This window comes from Corynebacterium ulceribovis DSM 45146 (assembly GCF_000372445.1).
Classification (GTDB): domain Bacteria; phylum Actinomycetota; class Actinomycetes; order Mycobacteriales; family Mycobacteriaceae; genus Corynebacterium; species Corynebacterium ulceribovis.
Window position 1 is genome coordinate 348,858 of record NZ_AQUY01000002.1, and the last position, 18,812, is coordinate 367,669.

Annotated in this window: 16 protein-coding genes and 2 tRNA genes; 8 read left to right on the forward strand and 10 right to left on the reverse strand. The window is 59.7% G+C overall.

Annotation, left to right across the window (positions count from 1 at the left end; all coding sequences use genetic code 11):
- Nucleotides 1-16: 16 nt before the first annotated feature.
- The 3 genes from A3EC_RS12485 to A3EC_RS0107250 all read right to left on the reverse strand — a co-directional run bounded on the left by A3EC_RS12485 (nt 17) and on the right by A3EC_RS0107250 (nt 2,759).
- Nucleotides 17-703 carry a LiaF domain-containing protein gene (locus A3EC_RS12485; RefSeq protein ID WP_051061025.1) on the reverse strand — a complete coding sequence of 229 codons (687 nt, stop codon included), beginning with the start codon at nt 701-703 and terminating at the stop codon, nt 17-19.
- A gap of 30 nt (nt 704-733) precedes the next feature.
- Nucleotides 734-1,714, reverse strand: coding sequence for a PfkB family carbohydrate kinase (locus A3EC_RS11735; RefSeq protein ID WP_083879990.1), 981 nt, complete (start codon nt 1,712-1,714; stop codon nt 734-736).
- A gap of 61 nt (nt 1,715-1,775) precedes the next feature.
- Nucleotides 1,776-2,759, reverse strand: a complete 984-nt coding sequence (locus A3EC_RS0107250) for a ribokinase (protein WP_018024515.1) — start codon at nt 2,757-2,759, stop codon at nt 1,776-1,778.
- A gap of 127 nt (nt 2,760-2,886) precedes the next feature.
- Here A3EC_RS0107250 and A3EC_RS0107255 point away from each other — a divergent pair.
- From A3EC_RS0107255 to A3EC_RS11740, 5 genes are all read left to right on the forward strand, one after another.
- Nucleotides 2,887-2,963 (forward strand) — tRNA-Ile (locus tag A3EC_RS0107255).
- A 42-nt stretch (nt 2,964-3,005) separates the two neighbouring features.
- Nucleotides 3,006-3,740 (forward strand): hypothetical protein, encoded by a 735-nt coding sequence (locus A3EC_RS0107260; RefSeq protein ID WP_018024516.1) that lies wholly within the window; start codon nt 3,006-3,008, stop codon nt 3,738-3,740.
- Between the two features lie 355 nt (nt 3,741-4,095).
- Nucleotides 4,096-5,481 carry a dicarboxylate/amino acid:cation symporter gene (locus A3EC_RS0107265; RefSeq protein ID WP_018024517.1) on the forward strand — a complete coding sequence of 462 codons (1,386 nt, stop codon included), beginning with the start codon at nt 4,096-4,098 and terminating at the stop codon, nt 5,479-5,481.
- 29 nt (nt 5,482-5,510) lie between these two features.
- A complete protein-coding gene (locus tag A3EC_RS0107270) occupies nt 5,511-6,410 on the forward strand; it encodes a serine hydrolase domain-containing protein (protein ID WP_018024518.1) in 900 nt (299 codons plus the stop codon).
- 252 nt (nt 6,411-6,662) lie between these two features.
- Nucleotides 6,663-7,310 (forward strand): DUF3145 family protein, encoded by a 648-nt coding sequence (locus A3EC_RS11740; RefSeq protein ID WP_018024519.1) that lies wholly within the window; start codon nt 6,663-6,665, stop codon nt 7,308-7,310.
- A gap of 21 nt (nt 7,311-7,331) precedes the next feature.
- Here the strand turns inward: A3EC_RS11740 and A3EC_RS0107280 are convergent, their stop codons facing one another.
- From A3EC_RS0107280 to aceE, 3 genes are read right to left on the reverse strand one after another with little or no spacing between them, the layout of a single operon-like run.
- On the reverse strand, nt 7,332-7,634 hold the full coding sequence (locus A3EC_RS0107280; RefSeq protein WP_018024520.1) for an acyl carrier protein: 303 nt from the start codon (nt 7,632-7,634) through the stop codon (nt 7,332-7,334).
- 5 nt (nt 7,635-7,639) lie between these two features.
- A complete protein-coding gene (locus A3EC_RS11745; RefSeq protein ID WP_018024521.1) occupies nt 7,640-8,458 on the reverse strand; it encodes a metallophosphoesterase in 819 nt (272 codons plus the stop codon).
- 50 nt (nt 8,459-8,508) lie between these two features.
- A complete protein-coding gene (gene aceE, locus A3EC_RS0107290; RefSeq protein WP_018024522.1) occupies nt 8,509-11,253 on the reverse strand; it encodes a pyruvate dehydrogenase (acetyl-transferring), homodimeric type in 2,745 nt (914 codons plus the stop codon).
- Nucleotides 11,254-11,534: 281 nt separating this feature from the next.
- Here aceE and A3EC_RS0107295 point away from each other — a divergent pair, with 281 nt between their 5' ends.
- Both A3EC_RS0107295 and A3EC_RS0107300 read left to right on the forward strand, forming a co-directional pair.
- Nucleotides 11,535-11,963 (forward strand): DUF3052 domain-containing protein, encoded by a 429-nt coding sequence (locus tag A3EC_RS0107295; protein ID WP_018024523.1) that lies wholly within the window; start codon nt 11,535-11,537, stop codon nt 11,961-11,963.
- 45 nt (nt 11,964-12,008) lie between these two features.
- Nucleotides 12,009-12,080, forward strand: a tRNA-Val gene (locus A3EC_RS0107300).
- 75 nt (nt 12,081-12,155) lie between these two features.
- Here A3EC_RS0107300 and A3EC_RS0107305 read toward each other — a convergent pair.
- The 4 genes from A3EC_RS0107305 to A3EC_RS0107320 form a co-directional block, all read right to left on the reverse strand.
- Nucleotides 12,156-13,628 carry an ABC transporter ATP-binding protein gene (locus A3EC_RS0107305; RefSeq protein WP_018024524.1) on the reverse strand — a complete coding sequence of 491 codons (1,473 nt, stop codon included), beginning with the start codon at nt 13,626-13,628 and terminating at the stop codon, nt 12,156-12,158.
- Nucleotides 13,625-14,422 (reverse strand): ABC transporter permease subunit, encoded by a 798-nt coding sequence (locus A3EC_RS0107310; RefSeq protein ID WP_018024525.1) that lies wholly within the window; start codon nt 14,420-14,422, stop codon nt 13,625-13,627. The genes A3EC_RS0107305 and A3EC_RS0107310 overlap by 4 nt, the downstream gene beginning before the upstream one ends.
- A complete protein-coding gene (locus A3EC_RS0107315) occupies nt 14,419-15,321 on the reverse strand; it encodes an ABC transporter permease (protein ID WP_026162294.1) in 903 nt (300 codons plus the stop codon). Before A3EC_RS0107315 ends, A3EC_RS0107310 begins: the two co-directional genes overlap by 4 nt.
- A gap of 78 nt (nt 15,322-15,399) precedes the next feature.
- Nucleotides 15,400-16,890, reverse strand: coding sequence for an ABC transporter substrate-binding protein (locus tag A3EC_RS0107320; RefSeq protein ID WP_018024527.1), 1,491 nt, complete (start codon nt 16,888-16,890; stop codon nt 15,400-15,402).
- A gap of 130 nt (nt 16,891-17,020) precedes the next feature.
- Here A3EC_RS0107320 and A3EC_RS0107325 point away from each other — a divergent pair, with 130 nt between their 5' ends.
- On the forward strand, nt 17,021-18,811 hold the full coding sequence (locus A3EC_RS0107325; protein ID WP_026162295.1) for an ABC transporter ATP-binding protein: 1,791 nt from the start codon (nt 17,021-17,023) through the stop codon (nt 18,809-18,811).
- The last annotated feature ends 1 nt before the right edge of the window (nt 18,812 follow it).

An 18,812-nucleotide genomic window follows, 5' to 3' on the forward strand; every position in this document is an offset into this window, starting at 1 on the left:
AACTCGTGGGTAAAAGCTAGAACAGTGGTGCCGGTTCCATGTCGTCCAGAACGCGGACATTGATATCGCCGGCAAAAGTCCGTCCGGTAATCCGCACCACGAGGCGCTGCGCTGGCCGCGATGCTTTGACTACTTCGCGGCCCATGATGCCGCCTTTTGGTCCACCAATGAGACGGTTGATGAACCCACCGAAGGTATCTTCCCGCCCGTGACGCATTTTCTGGTCGCCCAAAATGGTCTGTACATCCCAGTGGATGTCGGTGCCGGCCGGCACAATCAGCGTCATGTCGGCAAAGATGAGGTTGAGGTCGAGCTCGACAACGCGCTGTTCCACAAGAGCTTCGCGCAGGTCCAGCTTCACATCGCCCATCACGGAATTCCATTTCGTGTAGGCAGGTAGCCGGAATTGGCCTTGGCGTTTGACGTCGCTGACAATCTGCCACCCAGACGGTTGCAGAACTGGTGCGAGCGGGTCAACATACGCTTCGACTTCAGTGGTGCGGGACTCGTGAATGATTTTGTCCAGCTCAGTGGCATCTTGGGTGGACCAAATCATGTCCGCGCGGTCGCTGTACCCCGCCAAGGTGAGCTCACCGCGGCCGACCATCTTTTCCAAGGCCATTTGAGCTTGTTGACGTTTATTGTGCAACGAGTCGCCGTGCGGATCCTCGTAAGGATTTGGGGGCATGCTGAAGTCGTCCATGGCCTTGATCTTACGCGGTTATGCGCCGTACTACCGTTGAGCGCGGTGCAGGTCAGTATCGTCTGTGACCAGCACCGCAGGTGGCAATTCTGCAGCCAGCTCTTCAACTTGCTCCGCATCACCGAAAGAGGCCACCATGCCATGCCGGCGAGTTGCCAGTGCGCCGGCTGCTGAACCAAACCGGACCGCGTGATGGAGGTCCGCGCCACGTGCCAAGCGGGCGGCCAGTGCGCCAACAAAGGCGTCGCCAGCACCAACATTGTCTAGCGGCACTTCGAGCTGGCTGCTGGGTTGAAAGTACATTTCCGCGTCTGCGCCATCAATGAAGACGCAACCACGAGCGCCGAATGTGACTACCACTGATTTGGCATAGTCCCGAAGTGCCTCCGCGAGTGCGACTGGGCCTGTTTCCGCGGTCAATCCTTTGTCGGGCGCGAGGGTATCGAGCAGTTCGGTGGCTTCCACTTCATTGACAATGAGCGGATCGGCGTGAGCAAAAGTGTCCTTATACACACCGCGCACCGGGGTGAGGTTCAACACGAAGCGACCTCCAAACTCCAAGTTGGCCAGTTCGCGGGTGACGCTCGGAAATAAGCCGCCTTGAGCCAAAATCACGTTAGCGGTCTTCAATTCGTCAATAAGCTCAATGGGGGAGTTCAACCGGTCAATGTCGCTGACCTCAACGGTGGCGGTGGTGCCGTCTTCGGCGTTGAGGCGCAAGACCTCAGCGGTGTGGGCTCCGGCGATGACGCGGACGTTGGTGGTGTCGACCTCGTACTTGCGGAGCACCTCAAGGCAGCGGTCGCCGGTGGTGTCATCACCGACGACACCGAAAAGCTTGGCGTGGACACCAGAACGTGCCACCGCGACGGCTTGGTTGGCGCCGCGGCCACCCAAACGCATCATCCCTGTCTCTCCGACAACGCGCTCACCATTGGCAGGGGCATGGTGAACACGAAAATGCCTGTTCAGGCGGATAGTGCCGCAAACGGCAACAATTGGGCCGGTCATGATTCTAGATTGCCACGAAACGGAGAACCGTGCAGTGACCAATTGGGTCGGAAGGAACTAACTAGGCCTGACGGTAGCGGAAGCCACCAGCCGGAACACGGCTCGGCATCTGCTGGCCCTCCGCCAGCGCCGACACCTCATCCCACGGGGCAAACGACTTCGCCGCGCCGATGGAACGCACCGCTAACGCGCCGGCAGCGTTGCCATACAGCACAGCCTCTGCCAGCGACTTACCGCGCGCAAGTTGCGCAGCGAGGGTGCCAACAAACGCGTCACCCGCACCGGTGCTATCGACTGGGTCAGTAACCTCCACCGACGGCTGCAGCCAACCAGGCTCATTCTGCAACTGATAAGCGCACCCCTTCGGACCCACGGTAATGACCACCGACTTGGCATAGTCCAACAGGCGGTGCATTATTGCCGGGATGTCCTCGGGGGAAAGGTCGTGTGCCTCATCGAGAGCCTGCAAAACCTGGTAGGCCTCCAGCTCGTCGACGATGAGTGGGTCAGCCGCGGCAATCAGACCAGGGGAGACCGACTCCGGCACCGGCGCCAAGTTCAACACAAAACGGCAACCATGCATATTCGCCAAAGTTGCAAGCTTCTCGGTCGCTGCTGGAGTGATTTCACCCTGGCCAAGAACCAAATTGGAGGTCTTAATGGCGTCGACGAAATCGACCGGATCGGTGACCTGGTTCGCGCCAGCAGTGACGATAATGATGTTGTCGCCCGCTTCGTTCGACATAATCACCGCCACACCCGTCGGATGCGTCGACGTCGTGCGCACCGAAGAAATATCCACGTTGTAGGTGGCCAGCTCCGCCAGCACATCCTGGCCACGGACATCAAGACCGATCGTGCCGACGAACTTCACCGGCAGTTTCGCGGTAGCCACAGCAACCGCCTGGTTCGCGCCCTTGCCACCCAACGCCTTCGGACCTGGTTCCGCATGCACAGTGTGGCCCTGCTCCGGGAAGTGATCCACCAAAACAAAACTGTCCTTGTTGATGGACCCACACACCAGAACGCGTGGCTGCTGATTCACGATTTCTCCCTCTAACCTTTGACTAACCGCTTGGACGCCGAAGAAAGCTCTTAGGTTCCAGTTTGGCACGCCCCAGTGATCTTAGGGGAGTATTAGCCCGCTAAACTGCATGGTGCAGCTTTTGCTGGGGGCTATAGCTCAGTCGGTTAGAGCCGCGGACTCATAATCCGCTGGTCACGGGTTCGAGCCCCGTTGGCCCCACCATACTTTTCCGCCATTGCCGGGCATTTCCGTTAACCTTTGCCTATGACCGATTCGAATCGCCCAGCTCAGCCGCAGCATCCGCAGGAAAATCCCCAGGATCTCACTGCCGGTGCTGGTCTGCCGCAGCAAGCGGGTCCATCGAGTCACCTGGAAAGCCCAGACAGCAGCCCAAAGCTTGCCGTAGCCGCCAACAATCGCACCACGATTCTCGCAATCGGTGGCGCAGTTATCGTCCTGGCTATCGTCGCTTTCGTGGCGTTCAGCTTCCTCGGCGGCAGCGATGGCAAAAACGCCGAGGCCTACGCTCCGCAGTCCTATGTCGAGAAAACTCACGACGACAAGGGCAACCCCGAGCCGTGTTCCATTCCGCCGGAAATTCTCAGTAACCTGCAGGTGACCAATATGTCCCCGGGGTTCAACACGAAGTACCAAATTCGCTTCTGCGACGGCTCCCTGCCAAAAGTCCAAGTCAAGGACGAAGACGGCACACAGCGCAACCAGTCGGTACGTTTTTCGGTGTCGTTCTTGCCGCAAAAACTCATCGATTCCGACAATGGCATCCGAACCTCCCTTGAACGTTTCCAGTCGTTGTCTGCCGCTGGGCTGTCGTCGGGTTGGGAAGTTCACCAGGGGCCTTCTGACGCCGGTCTCGAATACTGCTCCTATTACTGGCCAACCGAGAAGGGTCGTCTCGGCCTGTATCTTGGCGCGGGTGGCAACTGCACTGCGCCATCACCGCAGCTCACGGAAGTGATGAAGTTCGTGGAGTCCTACTAGCAGCCCGCTTTTCCCCGCTTTACACGACGCGAATATTGGCAAAAGATGACACATGTACTAAGTTGTCCAACATGTTGCTTCTTACTTCACGCCGCTGGGTGGACCTCCGCCTGCAGGCCTCTGCCATCTGTCAGGCGGTTAGCTAACTTCAGCTAACCGACGCCCGCGCCGCCTTCGCGGCCAGCAACATTCCCAACATTTCCGATTATCGCAGTGCTTTCGACCTGCCTATTTGTTGGGCTTTTTGACGTTTACTTCCGGCCGCATTCTCGCCGCCGACGCCGGTTAGCCACCACCGCGATCCACATCTCGCGAGCAATGAAACATTCATCATTCTTAACAAGGGGACTTTTACGTGGCTAACTCCACTCAAGCGCCTGCGCAGCAGGCAACGGCGCCTACCGATACGTCAACAAGCGAAACGAAAAATAATCACGGTATTCAGCTGCCTGGTTGGCTGAACAATTTCGGCGTCCAAATCGGGCTTGGCCTAGTCGTCGGCCTCGTGCTCGGCTTTATTGCCAAGGGGATGGCGGATGGGAATTGGCTGACCACAGCGCTAGAAACCGTCGGCGATACATATGTGCAGCTGCTGAAAGTGATGATTCCGCCGCTGATTGTGACTGCGGTGATTACCTCCGTAGCGAACCTGCGGAAGGTAACTAACGCGGCGCGGCTGGCGGGCCGAACCCTGCTGTGGTTTATGGCAACGTCGCTGGTCGCATCACTCATCGGTATTGCGGTTGGGTTCCTGATTCGGCCCGGCCTGAACTCGTCTGTGTCTGCGGATGCCGCTGCCGAACCGTCGAAGGTTGGCTCCTGGTGGGCGTTCGTGGAATCACTGATTCCGGACAATATTTTGGGGCTGCAGATTGCTACCAAGCAGGCTGAATCCGGCGCGCTGAACTCCACAGCATCGTTTGCGGTGCTGCAGCTGTTGGTGGTGTCGCTGGTCCTCGGCGTGGCGATTGTGCAGACCGGCGCGAAGGCGCAGCCGGTGATTGACTTCATGGAAGCGCTGCTGCAGGTGGTGCAGAAGGTGCTGTGGTGGATTATTCGCCTGGCACCGATTGGTACCGCCGCACTGATTGGTACCGCGGTGGCGACCTACGGCTGGGATGCGCTCGGGTCGCTCGGTAAGTTCGCCATTGCGATTTATGTCGGGCTGTTCTTGGTGGCGCTGGTGGAGTACCCAGCGGTGCTGCTGATGCACGGCCTGAGCCCAATGCAGTTCTACCGCCGCGTCTGGCCAGTGACTTCGCTAGGTTTTCTTACCCGTTCGTCGCTCGGCGTGATGCCGGTGACGCAGCGGATTACCGAGCAGGGCCTTGGCGTGCCAGGTGCGTACGCCTCCTTCGCGGTGCCGTTTGGCGCGACATCGAAGATGGATGGTTGCGCCGCGATTTACCCGGCAATTGCTGCGATGTTCGTCGCTGACTTCTATGGCATGCACTTGGGCCTGACCGAGTATGCGCTCATTGTTTTCGTGTCGGTGATTGGTTCGGCGGCAACTGCTGGCACCACCGGCGCAACCGTCATGCTGACCCTGACCCTGTCGACGGTGGGGCTGCCGCTTGCCGGCGTTGGCCTGCTGCTGGCCGTTGACCCAATTGTCGATATGGGCCGCACCGCTCTGAACGTGACCGGCCAGGCGTTGGTGCCAGCGGTGGTGGCGAAGCAGGAAGGTGTGCTCGATGAGGAAGCCTTCAACTCCCGCACCCCAGTCGCCACTGATGCCTAGCGTGGTTGTGGCGGACTAGCCTTGAGGGCATGACCTCGCCACAATCACAACCAGAACCGCAATCGCAACCGCAACGCAGCGTCCAAAGTGTGCTCGACACCCTGAAATATTGGCCCGCCGACCACATTGCCGCCTCCGTACTGGCGGAACCGGACGCTGATGGCGCCCCGAAGATTGTCGGCGAATTCGGCGACCGACAGCGTCAGTTCCGGTTGATGTCGGTGACAAAACTGCTGACCACCTGGGCAGTGATGGTTGCGGTTGAAGAAGGCATTTTTGAGCTTGATGACGCAATGGGACCCGAAGGGTCCACTGTCCGGCACCTGATGTCGCACGCATCTGGTGTCGCTTTTGGTGAGCCGGTGCAGGAAAAGCCGGTGGAGGAGCGGCGGATCTATTCGTCGGCAGGCATGGACATTGTCGCGGACGCCATTGCAGCGGAAGCGGGCATGCCGTTTGCGCAGTATCTCGATGAGGCGGTGCTGCAGCCGCTCGGGATGCGCGATACCTACTTGGAAGGCTCCGCAGGCCATGGGGGAGTGAGCACCGTTGCTGACGTGGAAAAGTTTGCCGCTGAAGTGCTGGAGCCCCAGCTGCTGCACCCCGCAACGGTGCAGGAAGTTTTCACCGAGCAGTTCCCGGAGCTCGATGGGGTAGTGCCAGGCTACGGCATGATGCGACCGTCACACTGGGGAATTGGGTTTGCCATTTTTGGCGGCGGCAACGACTTGAAACCAGCCCGGTTGTGGTTTGGGGACAATATGCCTGCCGACGTGGCGGGGCACTTTGGCCAGTCCGGTACTTTCATGTGGCTGCATCAAGAAACGAAACGAGCCGCGATTGTGTTGACCGACCGGGACTTTGGTCAGTGGGCAAAGCCGCTGTGGTCGAAGTTTAACTTTGAATTGTGGGCCGCGCTGGAGGGATAAACCTTCAGCTGGGAGGGCGGACTGAACCTTCAAGTGAAGGTTCAGTAAATGGGGGTGTCAAGTGGTAGTTGAGCGTTGATGGCTGCTTCCCCAACGGGCACACTAGCCCTAGTAATCAAAGACAGTCACTGCGGGGTGGAACCCGCAACGGCGACTTGATGAGAGTGACGGACCGAGGGCGTTGGGGAAGACGAACCTCGTCTTACACCGCAGTACGTGTGGCGGTGTCCGCTCATCACAAGGGGCCACAACATGACTGATCCCGTTTTCGGGAACCCTGCGGCCGACACTGCGTCGGTCACAGGACGAGTGTGGATTCACTCCGCACCAGCTGCGCTCTGCCCGCATATCGAGTGGGCATTTGCCGCAGCCAACATCAACGCTGGCAGCGTGAACGCGCGCGACCGGCGTGTCCGTCCTGCCTGGGGACACCAGGTCGCAGCACCGACAGGTGCTTCGGGTACTTCGAGTACTTCGGGTACTTCGGGGGCCCCGCACTATTGCTGCGAAGTCGAGCTGCAGTGCTCGGCAGAAGCCGTGCGCGGCCTAGTGGCTAACCTCATGCGGTGGGAAATGCTCACCTTCGAAGTGGGTATTGATGCGCCGAGCAACGGCATGGGGCAACGGATTTGTGTCACCCCAGAGCTCGGCTACTTCGAAGGCGCCACTGACGAAGTCGGAAATCTACAGGTGGGGGAGATGCAGCTGCGCTCCATCATGTCCGCCCACGGCCATGACGCAGCCGCGATGAGCACAGCGATTGATGCGGCGCTTGGCGGTCCGTGGGATCGAGCGCTGGAGCCACTACGAATGGGTGCAGCTGGCTTTAGTCCGGCGGATATCGCCGCGATGTGCCAGCCACAAACTGACACGAGCACGCAGCGACTGCGCGCAGTTTAGTGCGGCAGAGCCGACAAGGCGCTACTTGGTGGCAGTGTCGGTGCTGTCGCTGGTTTGCTCTTCGATGTAGGTAGCGACATCATCCAAATCGCGGAGCTGCTGGATGGCTTCGTCATCAAATCGCACCCCGAAAGCATCCTCGGAGCGTACGGCAAGTTCAACCTTCGACAAGGAATCAATAGCCAACGTCTCATCGAAGTCGGCATCCGTCGCAATTTTATCTGCATCCACGCCCGTTGCCGTCGACACGATCTCCAGCAACTTGTCAATAATGCGTTGGCGAGCGGACTTGGTCGGTTCTGGCTGATCCTGCTGTTCAATCACGGGTTTTATCGTACCTGCTCCGCAGCAAAAGGAACGCTTTGCCCCGGCTGGCACACAATTCGTGGCACCGGAGTAGTGGCATAAGCCTGCCGAGCTGGCACCGACACCACATCCCACTCCGGCCACCGAAACGCAGTCAGCTCACCACCAAAACAGCATGCAGTGTCCACACAAATCACACCATTGACGTGCCGCGGTGCCGCCACCGGTGTATGTCCATGCACAACCAGTGGGTGGCCAGAATATTCCTGGGCCCAATCCAGCCGCACCGGATAGCCCGTTTCCGTCACCTGCGAACTATCAACCACACCAAATAAGGCTAGTGAACGCTGTTTCTTCGGTTTCAGCTTCGAGAAGAAATCAGGTCGTGACGCATGCACCACGGCCACGTCGTCAACAAGCAAAATTTCGTACGGAAGCCCATCCAACCAGTCACGGACCTGTTCTTGGAACCGTCGCGGTGTGGCGGCGAAAAGTGGGGCGGTGACGCCGAAGCTGCCGGAGAGCTTAACGTCATTGCCGTGGAGGAAACGACGGAGTTTGTCATCATGATTGCCGATGACCATCCGTGCCGAACCGGCCGCGCACATGCCCATGACCAGACGAACGACACCGACGGGGTCAGGGCCGCGATCCACTAAATCACCGAGGAAAACAGCCTGCCGACCGGGCGGTGCGACAGCGGAAATCGGCACTGAGGCGGAGTCGGCGGCAGAATCGCACGGGCCGAATGTGACGTCGTAGCCGAGTCTGGCCAGCAGCTCGAGGAGTTCGTCGAGGCAGCCGTGAACATCACCAATAATGTCGAAAGCGGTGACATCCACGGACAACCTCACAACCTCACTTCGCTCTGCGCTGCCGATACTTACTGCAGTTAGACAACCGTTGGGTCATCCAACTCGAACTTCTCGGCAGCTTCCTGCGCCACCGACATGTCCAGCTTGCCTTCGCGAGCCAAACCAGACAGCGCCGCAACCACAACCGACTCCGCATCAATGTTGAAGAATCGGCGGGCCGCCTCACGAGTGTCGGAGAAACCGAAACCGTCCGCACCCAAGGTGGTGTAGTCGCCCGGCACCCACTGGCGAATCTGCTCTGGCAGGGCCTTCATGAAGTCCGACACTGCAACAAACGGACCAGAGGAGCCTTCCAACTGCTTTGCCACAAATGCGGTGCGGTTGTCAGCGCCAGGGTTGCGCAGCTTCTCGGTTTCAATCTCCAGGCCTTCGCGAGCCAGCTCATTCCAGCTGGTGACCGACCACACGGTGGCAGGGACATCGTATTCGTCGCGCAGAATGTCGCGAGCACGAAGCGCCTGCTGCATGCCGATACCCGACGCCATCAAGTTGACGTGGTTATCGCCTTCAGCACGCTCGTAGGCGTAAATACCCTTGAGCAGGCCGTCAACGTCCAAGTCCTCCGGCGCAGGCGGCTGGGGGGTTGGCTCGTTGTAAATGGTCAGGTAGTAGATGACGTTTTCGCCGCGGCCTTCGCCGTACATGCGGTCAATGCCCTCGCGGACAATGTACGCAATCTCGTAGGCAAAAGCAGGGTCGTAGGACACCACACCCGGGTTAGTCGACGCCAGCACTGGGGAGTGGCCATCCATGTGCTGCAGACCCTCACCGGTCAGGGTGGTGCGGCCGGCGGTAGCGCCCAGCAAGAAACCACGCGCCATCTGGTCGGCAGCGGCCCAAATCGAGTCGCCGGTGCGCTGGAAACCGAACATCGAGTAGAAGATGTACAGCGGAATCATGGCCTGGCCGTGGGTGGCGTAGGACGTACCTGCCGCCATGAACGACGCCATGGAACCGGCCTCCGAAATACCCTCATGCAGAATGTGGCCATCGGTGGCCTCGCGGTAGGACAACATCAAGTCGTGGTCCACCGGGGTGTAGTTCTGGCCATGCGGGTTGTAAATCTTCAGTGTTGGGAACCAAGAGTCCATACCGAAGGTGCGGGCCTCATCCGGGATGATTGGCACGAGACGTTCCTTCAGCTCTGGATCGCGCATCAGGTCCTTGAAGATGCGGACCAGTGCCATCGTGGTGGCCACTTCCTGCTTGCCGGAACCCTTCAGCGCCGACTTGATGGTCTCCACCTTCGGGACCTGCAGCGGGGTGTATTCCTCGCGGCGAGACGGCAGGAAGCCACCAAGTTCCTTGCGGCGTTCCATCATGTACTTCAGCTCTGGCGAATCCTTGCCAGGGTGGTAGTACGGTGGCATGGCTGGGTCGGCCTCTAGGACCTCATCGGAAATTGGGATTTCCTGCTTGTCGCGGAAAGCCTTCAGGTCCTCCAGCGTCAGCTTCTTCATCTGGTGGGTAGCGTTGCGGCCCTCGAAGTTGTGGCCCAAACCGTAACCCTTAATGGTGTGCGCCAAAATGACAGTTGGCTGGTCCTTGGTCTCCATGGCGCGCTTGTACGCTGCGTAAATCTTGCGGTAGTCGTGGCCACCGCGGCGCAGGTTCCAGATATCTTCGTCGGTCATATCTTCGACGAGCTTGGCGGTCTCTGGGGTGCGACCAAAGAAGTGCTCACGGACGTAGGCACCGTCGTTCGCCTTGTAGGTCTGGAAGTCACCATCCGGGGTGGAGTTCATCAGGTTCACCAGGTGGCCGCCGGTGTCCTTTTCAAACAACACATCCCATTCGCGGCCCCACACCACCTTGATGACATTCCAGCCGGCACCGCGGAAGAAGGACTCCAGCTCCTGGACAATCTGGGTGTTACCGCGGACTGGGCCATCGAGGCGCTGCAGGTTGCAGTTGATGACGAAGGTGAGGTTATCCAGGTTGTTCAGCGCAGCCATCTGAATCAGGCCGCGAGATTCTGGCTCATCCATCTCGCCATCGCCGAGGAACGCCCACACATGCTGCTCAGAGGTGTCCGTAATGCCACGATCATGCAGGTAGCGGTTGAAACGCGCCTGGTAGATGGCATCCATTGGGCCGAGACCCATCGACACGGTTGGGAATTCCCAGAAGTCTGGCATGCCGTGCGGGTGCGGGTAGGACGGTAGGCCGCCCTGCTTGCGGGACACTTCTTGACGGAAACCGTCCAGGTCATCTTCGCTGAGACGGCCTTCAAGGAATGCGCGGGCGTACATACCTGGAGCGGCGTGACCCTGGTAGAAAATCTGGTCACCGCCACCTGGGTGACCCTTGCCGCGGAAGAAGTGGTTGAAGCCCACTTCGTACAGCGGGGCAGCGGAAGCGTAGGTGGAGATGTGACCACCGACGCCGATGCCTGGGCGCTGCGCGCGGTGCACCATGATGGCGGCGTTCCAGCGCATCCATTTGCGGTAGTGGCGTTCGAGTTCTTCGTCGCCCGGGAAATCCGGCTCCATGTCGGTAGGGATGGTGTTGACGTAGTCCGTGCTGGTCAAAGCCGGCAACGGGACGCGCTTTGCGGTGGCGCGTTCCAGCAGGCGCAGCATGAGGTAGCGGCCGCGTTCTGGCGACTTTTCCTCTAACAGACCGTCGAGAGACTCCATCCATTCCCGGGTTTCATCCGGATCAGAGTCATTCAAATACGATGCGACACCATCGCGGACCAGTGGGTATGGGCCATCAAGCGAGGCTTCCGGCGCATGACGATCGGTTGTTTCGTCAGACATTAGACTCTCCTAGTTTTGGACGTCGAATAGTTATGTCAAGGATACGTCCAATTCGCCGTTTTCCGCAGACACTTCCACCGAAGCAAAGAAGAACCGCTATACCCTCGGGGGTGAACGGAATGTAGCCACCCAGCGGGGGCATTTACACAAATGTTGCCTATAAACCAGGTAAACCAGCGATAGATATCCCTAACAGGTAAGGTCTGACACAGTATTGCAAGATTATTCTGCAACCTTGGCAGCAGTCGGCTGCTGGGGATTTATCTGAAAGGACTTCTGAGGTGGGCGACGCCGCCGGCGCACAAGGCTCTGTGGCACTGGACTATGTGGATACCCTGGGTATTCGCGAAGGTCAGGTAGTGCAAGAAATTGGTTGGGATGAAGACTGCGACACTGCAATCAGTGAAGCAGTGGAAGATTTCCTCGACACTGACCTGTTGCCCGAAGACACCGATGAAGTGGTCGACGTTGTGCTGGCTTGGTGGCGCGAAGAAGACGGTGACCTAGTCGACGGCCTCGTGGACATGATACGCCCGCTGTCCGACAATGGCCGCATCTGGCTCCTCACCCCAGGTCCGAAGGAATCAGGTGCGTTGGACCACGCCGTCATCCAGGAATCCGCGGTGCTTGCAGGGCTGGTTGTTACCACCACGAACCTGCTGGGACAGTGGTCAGGGACCTGTTTGGTACAACGGCCAACTAAACGCTAAGATAACCCAAGTGCTTAACGCCGCAATAGCGGTGCAGTGGCACGGGCGGGAATAGCTCAGCGGTAGAGCTCTGGTTTTACACACCAGCGGTCGGGGGTTCGAAACCCTCTTCCCGCACAATCACAAACACAGCCTGACTTTGGTTTCCCAAAGTCAGGCTTTTTGTTTGGCTTGCTCAGGTTTAGCGCACGATTATATTTCGTGCGTTGCTGCCTCCGCGCCGACCGCAATCTTTCGGTCCGCCGCCGCCAGTAGGCGCGCGTCATGGCTTGCCACTAGGACAGCCCCTTGCGCCGCGTATTCCCGAAGCAAACCAATAACCGCTGCGGCATTTTCGTCATCCAATGCTGCAGTCGGCTCATCACACAGCAGAATCGGTCGCCGGCGCAGTAGCTCCGCTGCGACGCACACCCGTTGGCGCTGGCCACCGGACAATTCGTCGGGCAAGCTACCTTCTAAACCAGTGATTCGTAGGGCAGCCATGAGCTCCGCGATCTCGGGGTCGCGTGCGCCGCTGCGCCGTAGTAACTGCCCGACGCGTACCGACGGATTCAACGCCAGTTCCGTTTCCTGCGGGATCCACGCAAACTGTCGTCGCAGCCGCGCAGTCCGCTGCCGCAACTGCCACGGAACACTGTCCCCATTGACCATGAGAGTTCCCGACACCGATTGCTGTCCCACCAGCCCTGCGATTGCCTGCAACACCGAGGTCTTCCCGGCACCAGAGGCGCCCGTTAAGGCCACGAGCTCGCCGACCCCGACGTCAAAGCCCAATTCGTCAAAAAGCATCCTTGTGGAGCGCATCACCTGTAGCTTGGCTACCTGCAGTAGGGGCGGTGGTGCTGTTGAGCTTTCGGGGGCAACGGGTGTGCTCCCCAGCGGCGTCGATGGTGCAGGCCGAGGCGAAGACTGGCAAGGCGAAGGTCGCCGAGGTGAACGGCGCTGGGTTGGCGGCGACAACTCAGATGTGCCGTCGGCAGTCAGGCGAACAACCCGGTCAGCGAGCGCATATGCTGCAGCCGTGTCATGAGTAATAACCAGGCCAGTGGCCCCCGCACTCTTCAGCCCCGCCGACACAGCCGCAAGCACCCGCCGTTTCGCCTCGGCATCGATGCCCGCCGTCGGCTCGTCGATGATGAGCAGCTCAGATTGCGCGACAATGCCGGCCGCAATCCCCACACGGCGACGTTGCCCGCCGGACAATTCCGCCGGGAACCTATCGAGCAGCTCCAGCTCCGCCGGCAACCCCAGCTCCATGAGCAGCGCCAACGCCGCAGAATCAGACGGCGCTTCGACCCCGGCCAGCTGGGCCCGATGCCGTAGAAGCTGCCGCACCCGCTGGTTCGGCGGTAGCGCCGCGCCAGGGTCTTGGTCAATGAAGCAACACCGACGCCGAAACTGCCGCAACTGCTGAGGCCGCAGCGCGAACGGGTCGATCCCGCCGACCTGCACGGAGCCGGCCACATGAGCCAAACCGGGCGGCATATGCCCCAAAAGCATCCGCGCAAGCGTCGACTTCCCGACCCCGGACATGCCAAGCAAAGCGACCGTTTCCCCAGGCTGGATGGATAAGGTGCCGTGCGTAAACAGTGCGGGTCGGTGTGCTGCTTGGTGACGCGAACCTGCCGGACGCACTGTCACATTTGATAGCTCAACGTGCATCATCGGTGTTCTCCTGTCCACAAGTCCAACAGCAGTGCTGGCGGAGCCGTGAGCGCACCGATGGCCAACACCGGAGCGGCAACCGCCCACACATTCAGATCAATCCCCGCTAGGCCTGCAGCAGCTAACGCCGCCCACGTCTGACCACCGTTTCCGCTGCTAGCACCCAGAAAGGACACAGTTGCGGTGATGAACACAATGGCGACGAAACGCACCCCCACATCGGCAACCAATGGGCGGCGCATCGCTGGAAGTACTTCCCGAACCACAATTGTTGGCCAACTATCACCTGTGACCCGGGCCCGGGCAACAAAACCCGACGCCAACACTGACTCAGCTGCTGCGCCTAAAAACTTGGCAGACTGTGGCAACGCCATCACCACTGCAACCACAGCAATCGCCGTGAAATTCGCCTGTGTCGCAGTGATGGTGGCAAGTAGCAGGATCATCCCCGGGATGACCAGCACAATTTCCAAACCTGAATGCAGCACAGGGCGTAACCACGGCACAGCGGCGGACAGTAACCCAAGCAGGAACCCGAGGGACGTTGCCGCGAGGGCTGCGATTGCTGGGGGAATCAGCAAAGCGGCGTTGCCGGACAGCAGCTGAGCAAGCAGGTCGCGGCCTAATCGGTCAGTGCCGAAGATGTGTGCCGCAGTCGGCTCGTCGAAAGGGCGTGCAACTGGGGTGGCGGGGTCCGGTAAACCCAACCATCCGGAAATAGCGGGGCCCAGCACCGCAGCGGTTATCGCGCTCGCCCAGATGAAGACAAGCAGCCAGGTGGCAACCCTTTTCATCGCAACCACCGGCCAATAGCATCGGCGGCGGCGAAGGAGGCCACAGTGATGGCCGCAACGCCAGCGGTCAGCGTTGCCACTGCCACGGTTTCGCGGCCAGCGATAAGAGCGGCGAGCAAAGTTCCAAAACCCGGGAAGCCGACAACATTTTCCACCACGAGGGTGCCTGCGACGGCATAGGGGACAGTGGCGGCGCACGCTTGTGCGATTGGGGCCTTCGCCGCGGGCATGATGTGGTGCCAGTAGACAGCTGCTGGGTGCTGTCCCGACAGATGTGCTGCCTGGACGTGCGGCAGTAGCGTGGCATCGGCAATAGCGGCGCGAACCATCCGGTGCAGCCATGCGCCGCCGGTGATGGCGAGGGCTAAAGCCGGCACGAGCAGGATTTCGGGGCGGTCAAAAGGAGTGCCGCCTGCAGGCACCAACGATACGGTTGGGGCAACGCGGAGCCATCCAGCCAAAACCACGAGCAGCATAATCGTCAGTGCGAAGTCCGGCGTTGCCAGTGTTACCTGCGCCCCACCGGTCAGGGAACGGTCGCGGGTGGAATTTGGCCGCAAACCCGCGAGCGAACCTGTGGTGACACCGAGCAAGAGCAAAAGCGGAAACGCAATTGCCAGCAGGATGGCTGAGTTACGCACCGCTGGCGCAGCAGTCAGCCACACGGAAGCTCCGGTGCGGTACAGCGTTCCGCCATCGAGGTGGAAAAGGAGCCCGGACATCCAGGTCCACAGCCGAGTCGGCAACGGCTCGTCTAACCCCATGTGGTGTTGAACGTGGCGCAGTTGCTCGGCGTCGGATGTCACGACCAGCGCTGATGCAGCATCGCCGGGCAGCAAGTCCATCACGACATATGTCAAGGTTGCGGCGCTCATGAGTACAGCAATTCGCCGCAGCAGGCTGCCTGTGGTGCGCCCTAGGCAGCGAACTGCGTCGACCGGTTTTTCGCGTTTCTGATTCACTCAGCTACTGGCATCTCATTTAGTCGTTGGCACTGGCACAGACTGGGACACCGGCATGTCCGCTAGTCCTTTGGTTCGGCCGTGGATTTCATTGGCGTATCCCCACAGCAGGTCGCCACCGGTTTCTGCGTACTCTCGGGCCAGCTCTTGAATCATGTCGCGGCGCTTGTCCGCGTCCGTTTCGGCTTGGGCAGCGCGGAGTTTGCCGTCCCACTGTGGATTTGCGCCAAACCCGGAAAGGTTAAACATCGCCTGCGAACCGGTTAGGAACGGCAGTGCTGATTCGACCGGCCGGTTGACGAGGTAGGACGCAAAGAGTGGCAGTTGCGTCAGCGCAGCCATGTCGGCGAAGTAGGTGGTGGGGTCCCGCTTGTCGACGGTTACTTTCACTCCAGCTTCAGCGAACTGTTGTGCGGCGATGTCAGCGCCGTCATTCATTCCGGGAGAGAAGTCGGCAGTGGTGAGTGTGAGTGTGGTGACGCCTTTTTCGGCAAAGATTCGGCGGGCTTCATCGAGGTTGCGTTCAGGTGCCTTGAGCTCGGCTGGGTAGTCGTCGAACCCGAGGCCTGGTGCATCGGCGCCAGGTTCTCCGACTCCGTCGAGGGCTTGGTTGACCAGTGCTTGCCGGTCTAGGACGAGCTTGGCGGCCCGGCGGACATCGGCGTCATCAAACGGTGGCACTTTGGTATTTAAGACAAAGAGCAACGCTTTGGAATCGGCGGGACCCGGGATCCAGGCTTCTGCGGTTTTTAGGCTACGAGCAGCGGTGGCGGGCAAGTCCATGGCAAGGTCGACAGCCCCCGATTCCACTGCGCGTAGTCGGGCAGCGGCGTCAGCAATTGATTGGACTTCGAGTTTGTTGGAGATGCGTCGGTCGCTCGGGAAGTGCTCGTTGGCAGTGAGCATCCAGCCTTGGCTGGAGTCACCAGATTCAACGACATAGGGGCCAGAACCGATGCCTTGCGCAGCATCGCCACCTTTAAAGACGAGGCTGGAGATGCCCAGGACCGCCGCGATGAAGTCGGCGCGGGGTGCTTTGAGCTGAAACTCGACGGTGTGCGGGTCTAACGCCGCGGACTTTTCGACATCGATGTCGGCAATCACCATGCCCTTCATTGGGTCTTGTGCGGTGCTGCGGAAAGACTTCAGGACGTCGTCAGCGGTGACAGGACTGCCGTCGGAGAACTTCGCGTCATCGCGCAGCCGCACCGTCCATGCCGTTGCATCGTCGTTTGCGGTGATGTCCGATGCCAGCTGCATGACGGGGCCGGAGTCGCCGGCGATGACAAGGGACTCGAAGATGGCGTAGAGCACCGTCCAGGTGGCGGTGGATGCTGCTTCTGCGGGAGTGAGTCCTTCACCTGGTCCGCCGAACGCAGCAATGCGCAGTGTGTCTGTTGGTTGTCCGTCGGGGTTGTTTGTGGTTGAGCATGCGACGACGGTTGGCGCGACCACTGCGGTGGTGGCTGCAGCTGCAAGTAGGCGCAGGAAGTCTTTTCTTAGCATGAGTACCTTTTCGGTATTACTGTTAATGCGAAACAGTGTCAATAATAAACAGAAGTGTTCCCAAAATGATCCACCGGTTTCTGCGATGCCTTCTCGGCATTTGACTACCGTCGCTCAACAAGGACCCCGCTTGACGAAAAAACATGCCCCCACCACTGACGCCGCACCGACAAACTCACAACCTGACTACTGGTCGGCGCCTAGACTGCTGCGCAGATTCATTGGCAGGCGACGCTTTCTGCTCTCGATTGCCGTGGCATGCGGCCTGCTATCTGGAATCACCGAGCTAGCCGCCGCATGGGCAGTATGGAAATTGGTATGCGACATGGTTGCCGACCAAGTGACAGCCGCAACGGCGCTCCAGTATTCAGCGTTGGCTTTGGCCGGCGTCCTAGGCAAGTCCGCCTTCTTCGGTGCGTCGACGGCGCTGGCGCACCTCGTGGCCTTTGACGTCATTGCGGAAATCCGACGGGCGTTGGGCCGCAACTGGATCGCATCAACGGTGGGGTCCATGGCGAAGATTCATTCCGCCCGCGCGAAAACCATTGCCCTCGACCACTGCGAGAAACTGGAGTTGTTTATCGCCCATGCCATCCCGGAAACAACCGCGGCGCTGGCTGTCTGGGGCGGCGTCACCATCTGGCTGTTCATCGTCGATTGGCGACTGGCGTTGGCCACAATCGTGTTGGTGCCGATTGCCTTTGCCTCGATGGTCCACGCCATGCGCTCCAATGGTCACCGCATGGGCGACTGGATGGCAGCCAATAGTGAAATGGCTAATGCCATTATGGATTTCGTCACGGCGATGCCCGTCATTCGTGTGTTCAACCGAATTGGCACCGACCACCAACGCACAGCCTCAGCCGTCCGCGCCAACGCGGAGCTGCAATCTGACTGGGGCCGCGCGTTCGTCCGGTGGGGCGCACCCTTTTCCACGCTGATCGCCTCCGGCATCGCGGTGATTGCCCCAGTTGCCGCGTGGCTATTGTGGCAAGGAACTGTGGAACCCAACACCGTGCTGCTTTTCCTGATTCTGGGCCCAACCTACCCAGTTCCGCTGGTGACGGTGTTTTACCGGCTGGTCTCCCTGCCGTTGCTGGCCGCTGGCGCAGTGGAAGTAGAAGCCGAACTCAGCCGCTCTGATGACGCCCGCCGACACACCGAAACAGGCCAGCACCCAACACAGAACCCAACGCACAGTTCAGACATCGTTTTTGACTCCGTGACTTTTGCCTATGAGCCCGGGCACCCAGTACTCCATGACATGTCATTTACTGTCCGCGCCGGCACCGTAACCGCGCTCGTCGGGCCAAGCGGTGCAGGAAAAACGACTATTGGTGAGCTCCTCCTGGGTTTCCACACTCCAGATTCTGGCCGAATAACGATAGGCGGCCGCGACATCGCAGCCATGCCCGAATCCGACCTCTACCAGCAAGTCGCCGCCGTGTTCCAGCACCCATATTTGCTCGCCGGCACCATCCGCGACAATGTTGTGCTCGGCCGTCCCGCCGCCACTGACGCGGAAATCCAGGTTGCTGTTGATGCTGCTGCGGTCAGTGGTTTTACCTCGTTGCTTGATGACGGAATGGCCACCGTCCTGGGTGAACATGGCTCTGGCCTTTCGGGCGGCGAAAAACAGCGCGTGGCTATTGCGCGGGCGCTGCTCAGCGATCGCCCAGTTTTGGTACTGGATGAGGCAACCACAGCAACGGACCCCGACAATGAAATGCTCATCCAACAGGGACTGAGCGCCGCAACTGAGGGCCGCACTGTCGTTGTTATTGCGCACCGATTGCACACTATCCGCAACGCTGACCAGATTCTGGTGGTGGATAACGGGCGGATTATCGAAAGCGGCACCCACGACGAACTGTTGGCCGCTGACGGAACCTATAGCGAATTGTGGAAGGTCAGAAAATAGC

Coding starts and splice junctions, on each gene's coding strand:
- A3EC_RS11735 (WP_083879990.1), bottom strand. CDS start 1,714: ATGACCGGCCCAATTGTTGCCGTTTGCGGCACTATCCGCCTGAACAGG.
- aceE (WP_018024522.1), bottom strand. CDS start 11,253: ATGTCTGACGAAACAACCGATCGTCATGCGCCGGAAGCCTCGCTTGAT.
- A3EC_RS11740 (WP_018024519.1), top strand. CDS start 6,663: ATGACTGATCCCGTTTTCGGGAACCCTGCGGCCGACACTGCGTCGGTC.
- A3EC_RS12485 (WP_051061025.1), bottom strand. CDS start 703: ATGGACGACTTCAGCATGCCCCCAAATCCTTACGAGGATCCGCACGGC.
- A3EC_RS0107310 (WP_018024525.1), bottom strand. CDS start 14,422: ATGAAAAGGGTTGCCACCTGGCTGCTTGTCTTCATCTGGGCGAGCGCG.
- A3EC_RS0107270 (WP_018024518.1), top strand. CDS start 5,511: ATGACCTCGCCACAATCACAACCAGAACCGCAATCGCAACCGCAACGC.
- A3EC_RS0107320 (WP_018024527.1), bottom strand. CDS start 16,890: ATGCTAAGAAAAGACTTCCTGCGCCTACTTGCAGCTGCAGCCACCACC.
- A3EC_RS0107305 (WP_018024524.1), bottom strand. CDS start 13,628: ATGATGCACGTTGAGCTATCAAATGTGACAGTGCGTCCGGCAGGTTCG.
- A3EC_RS0107260 (WP_018024516.1), top strand. CDS start 3,006: ATGACCGATTCGAATCGCCCAGCTCAGCCGCAGCATCCGCAGGAAAAT.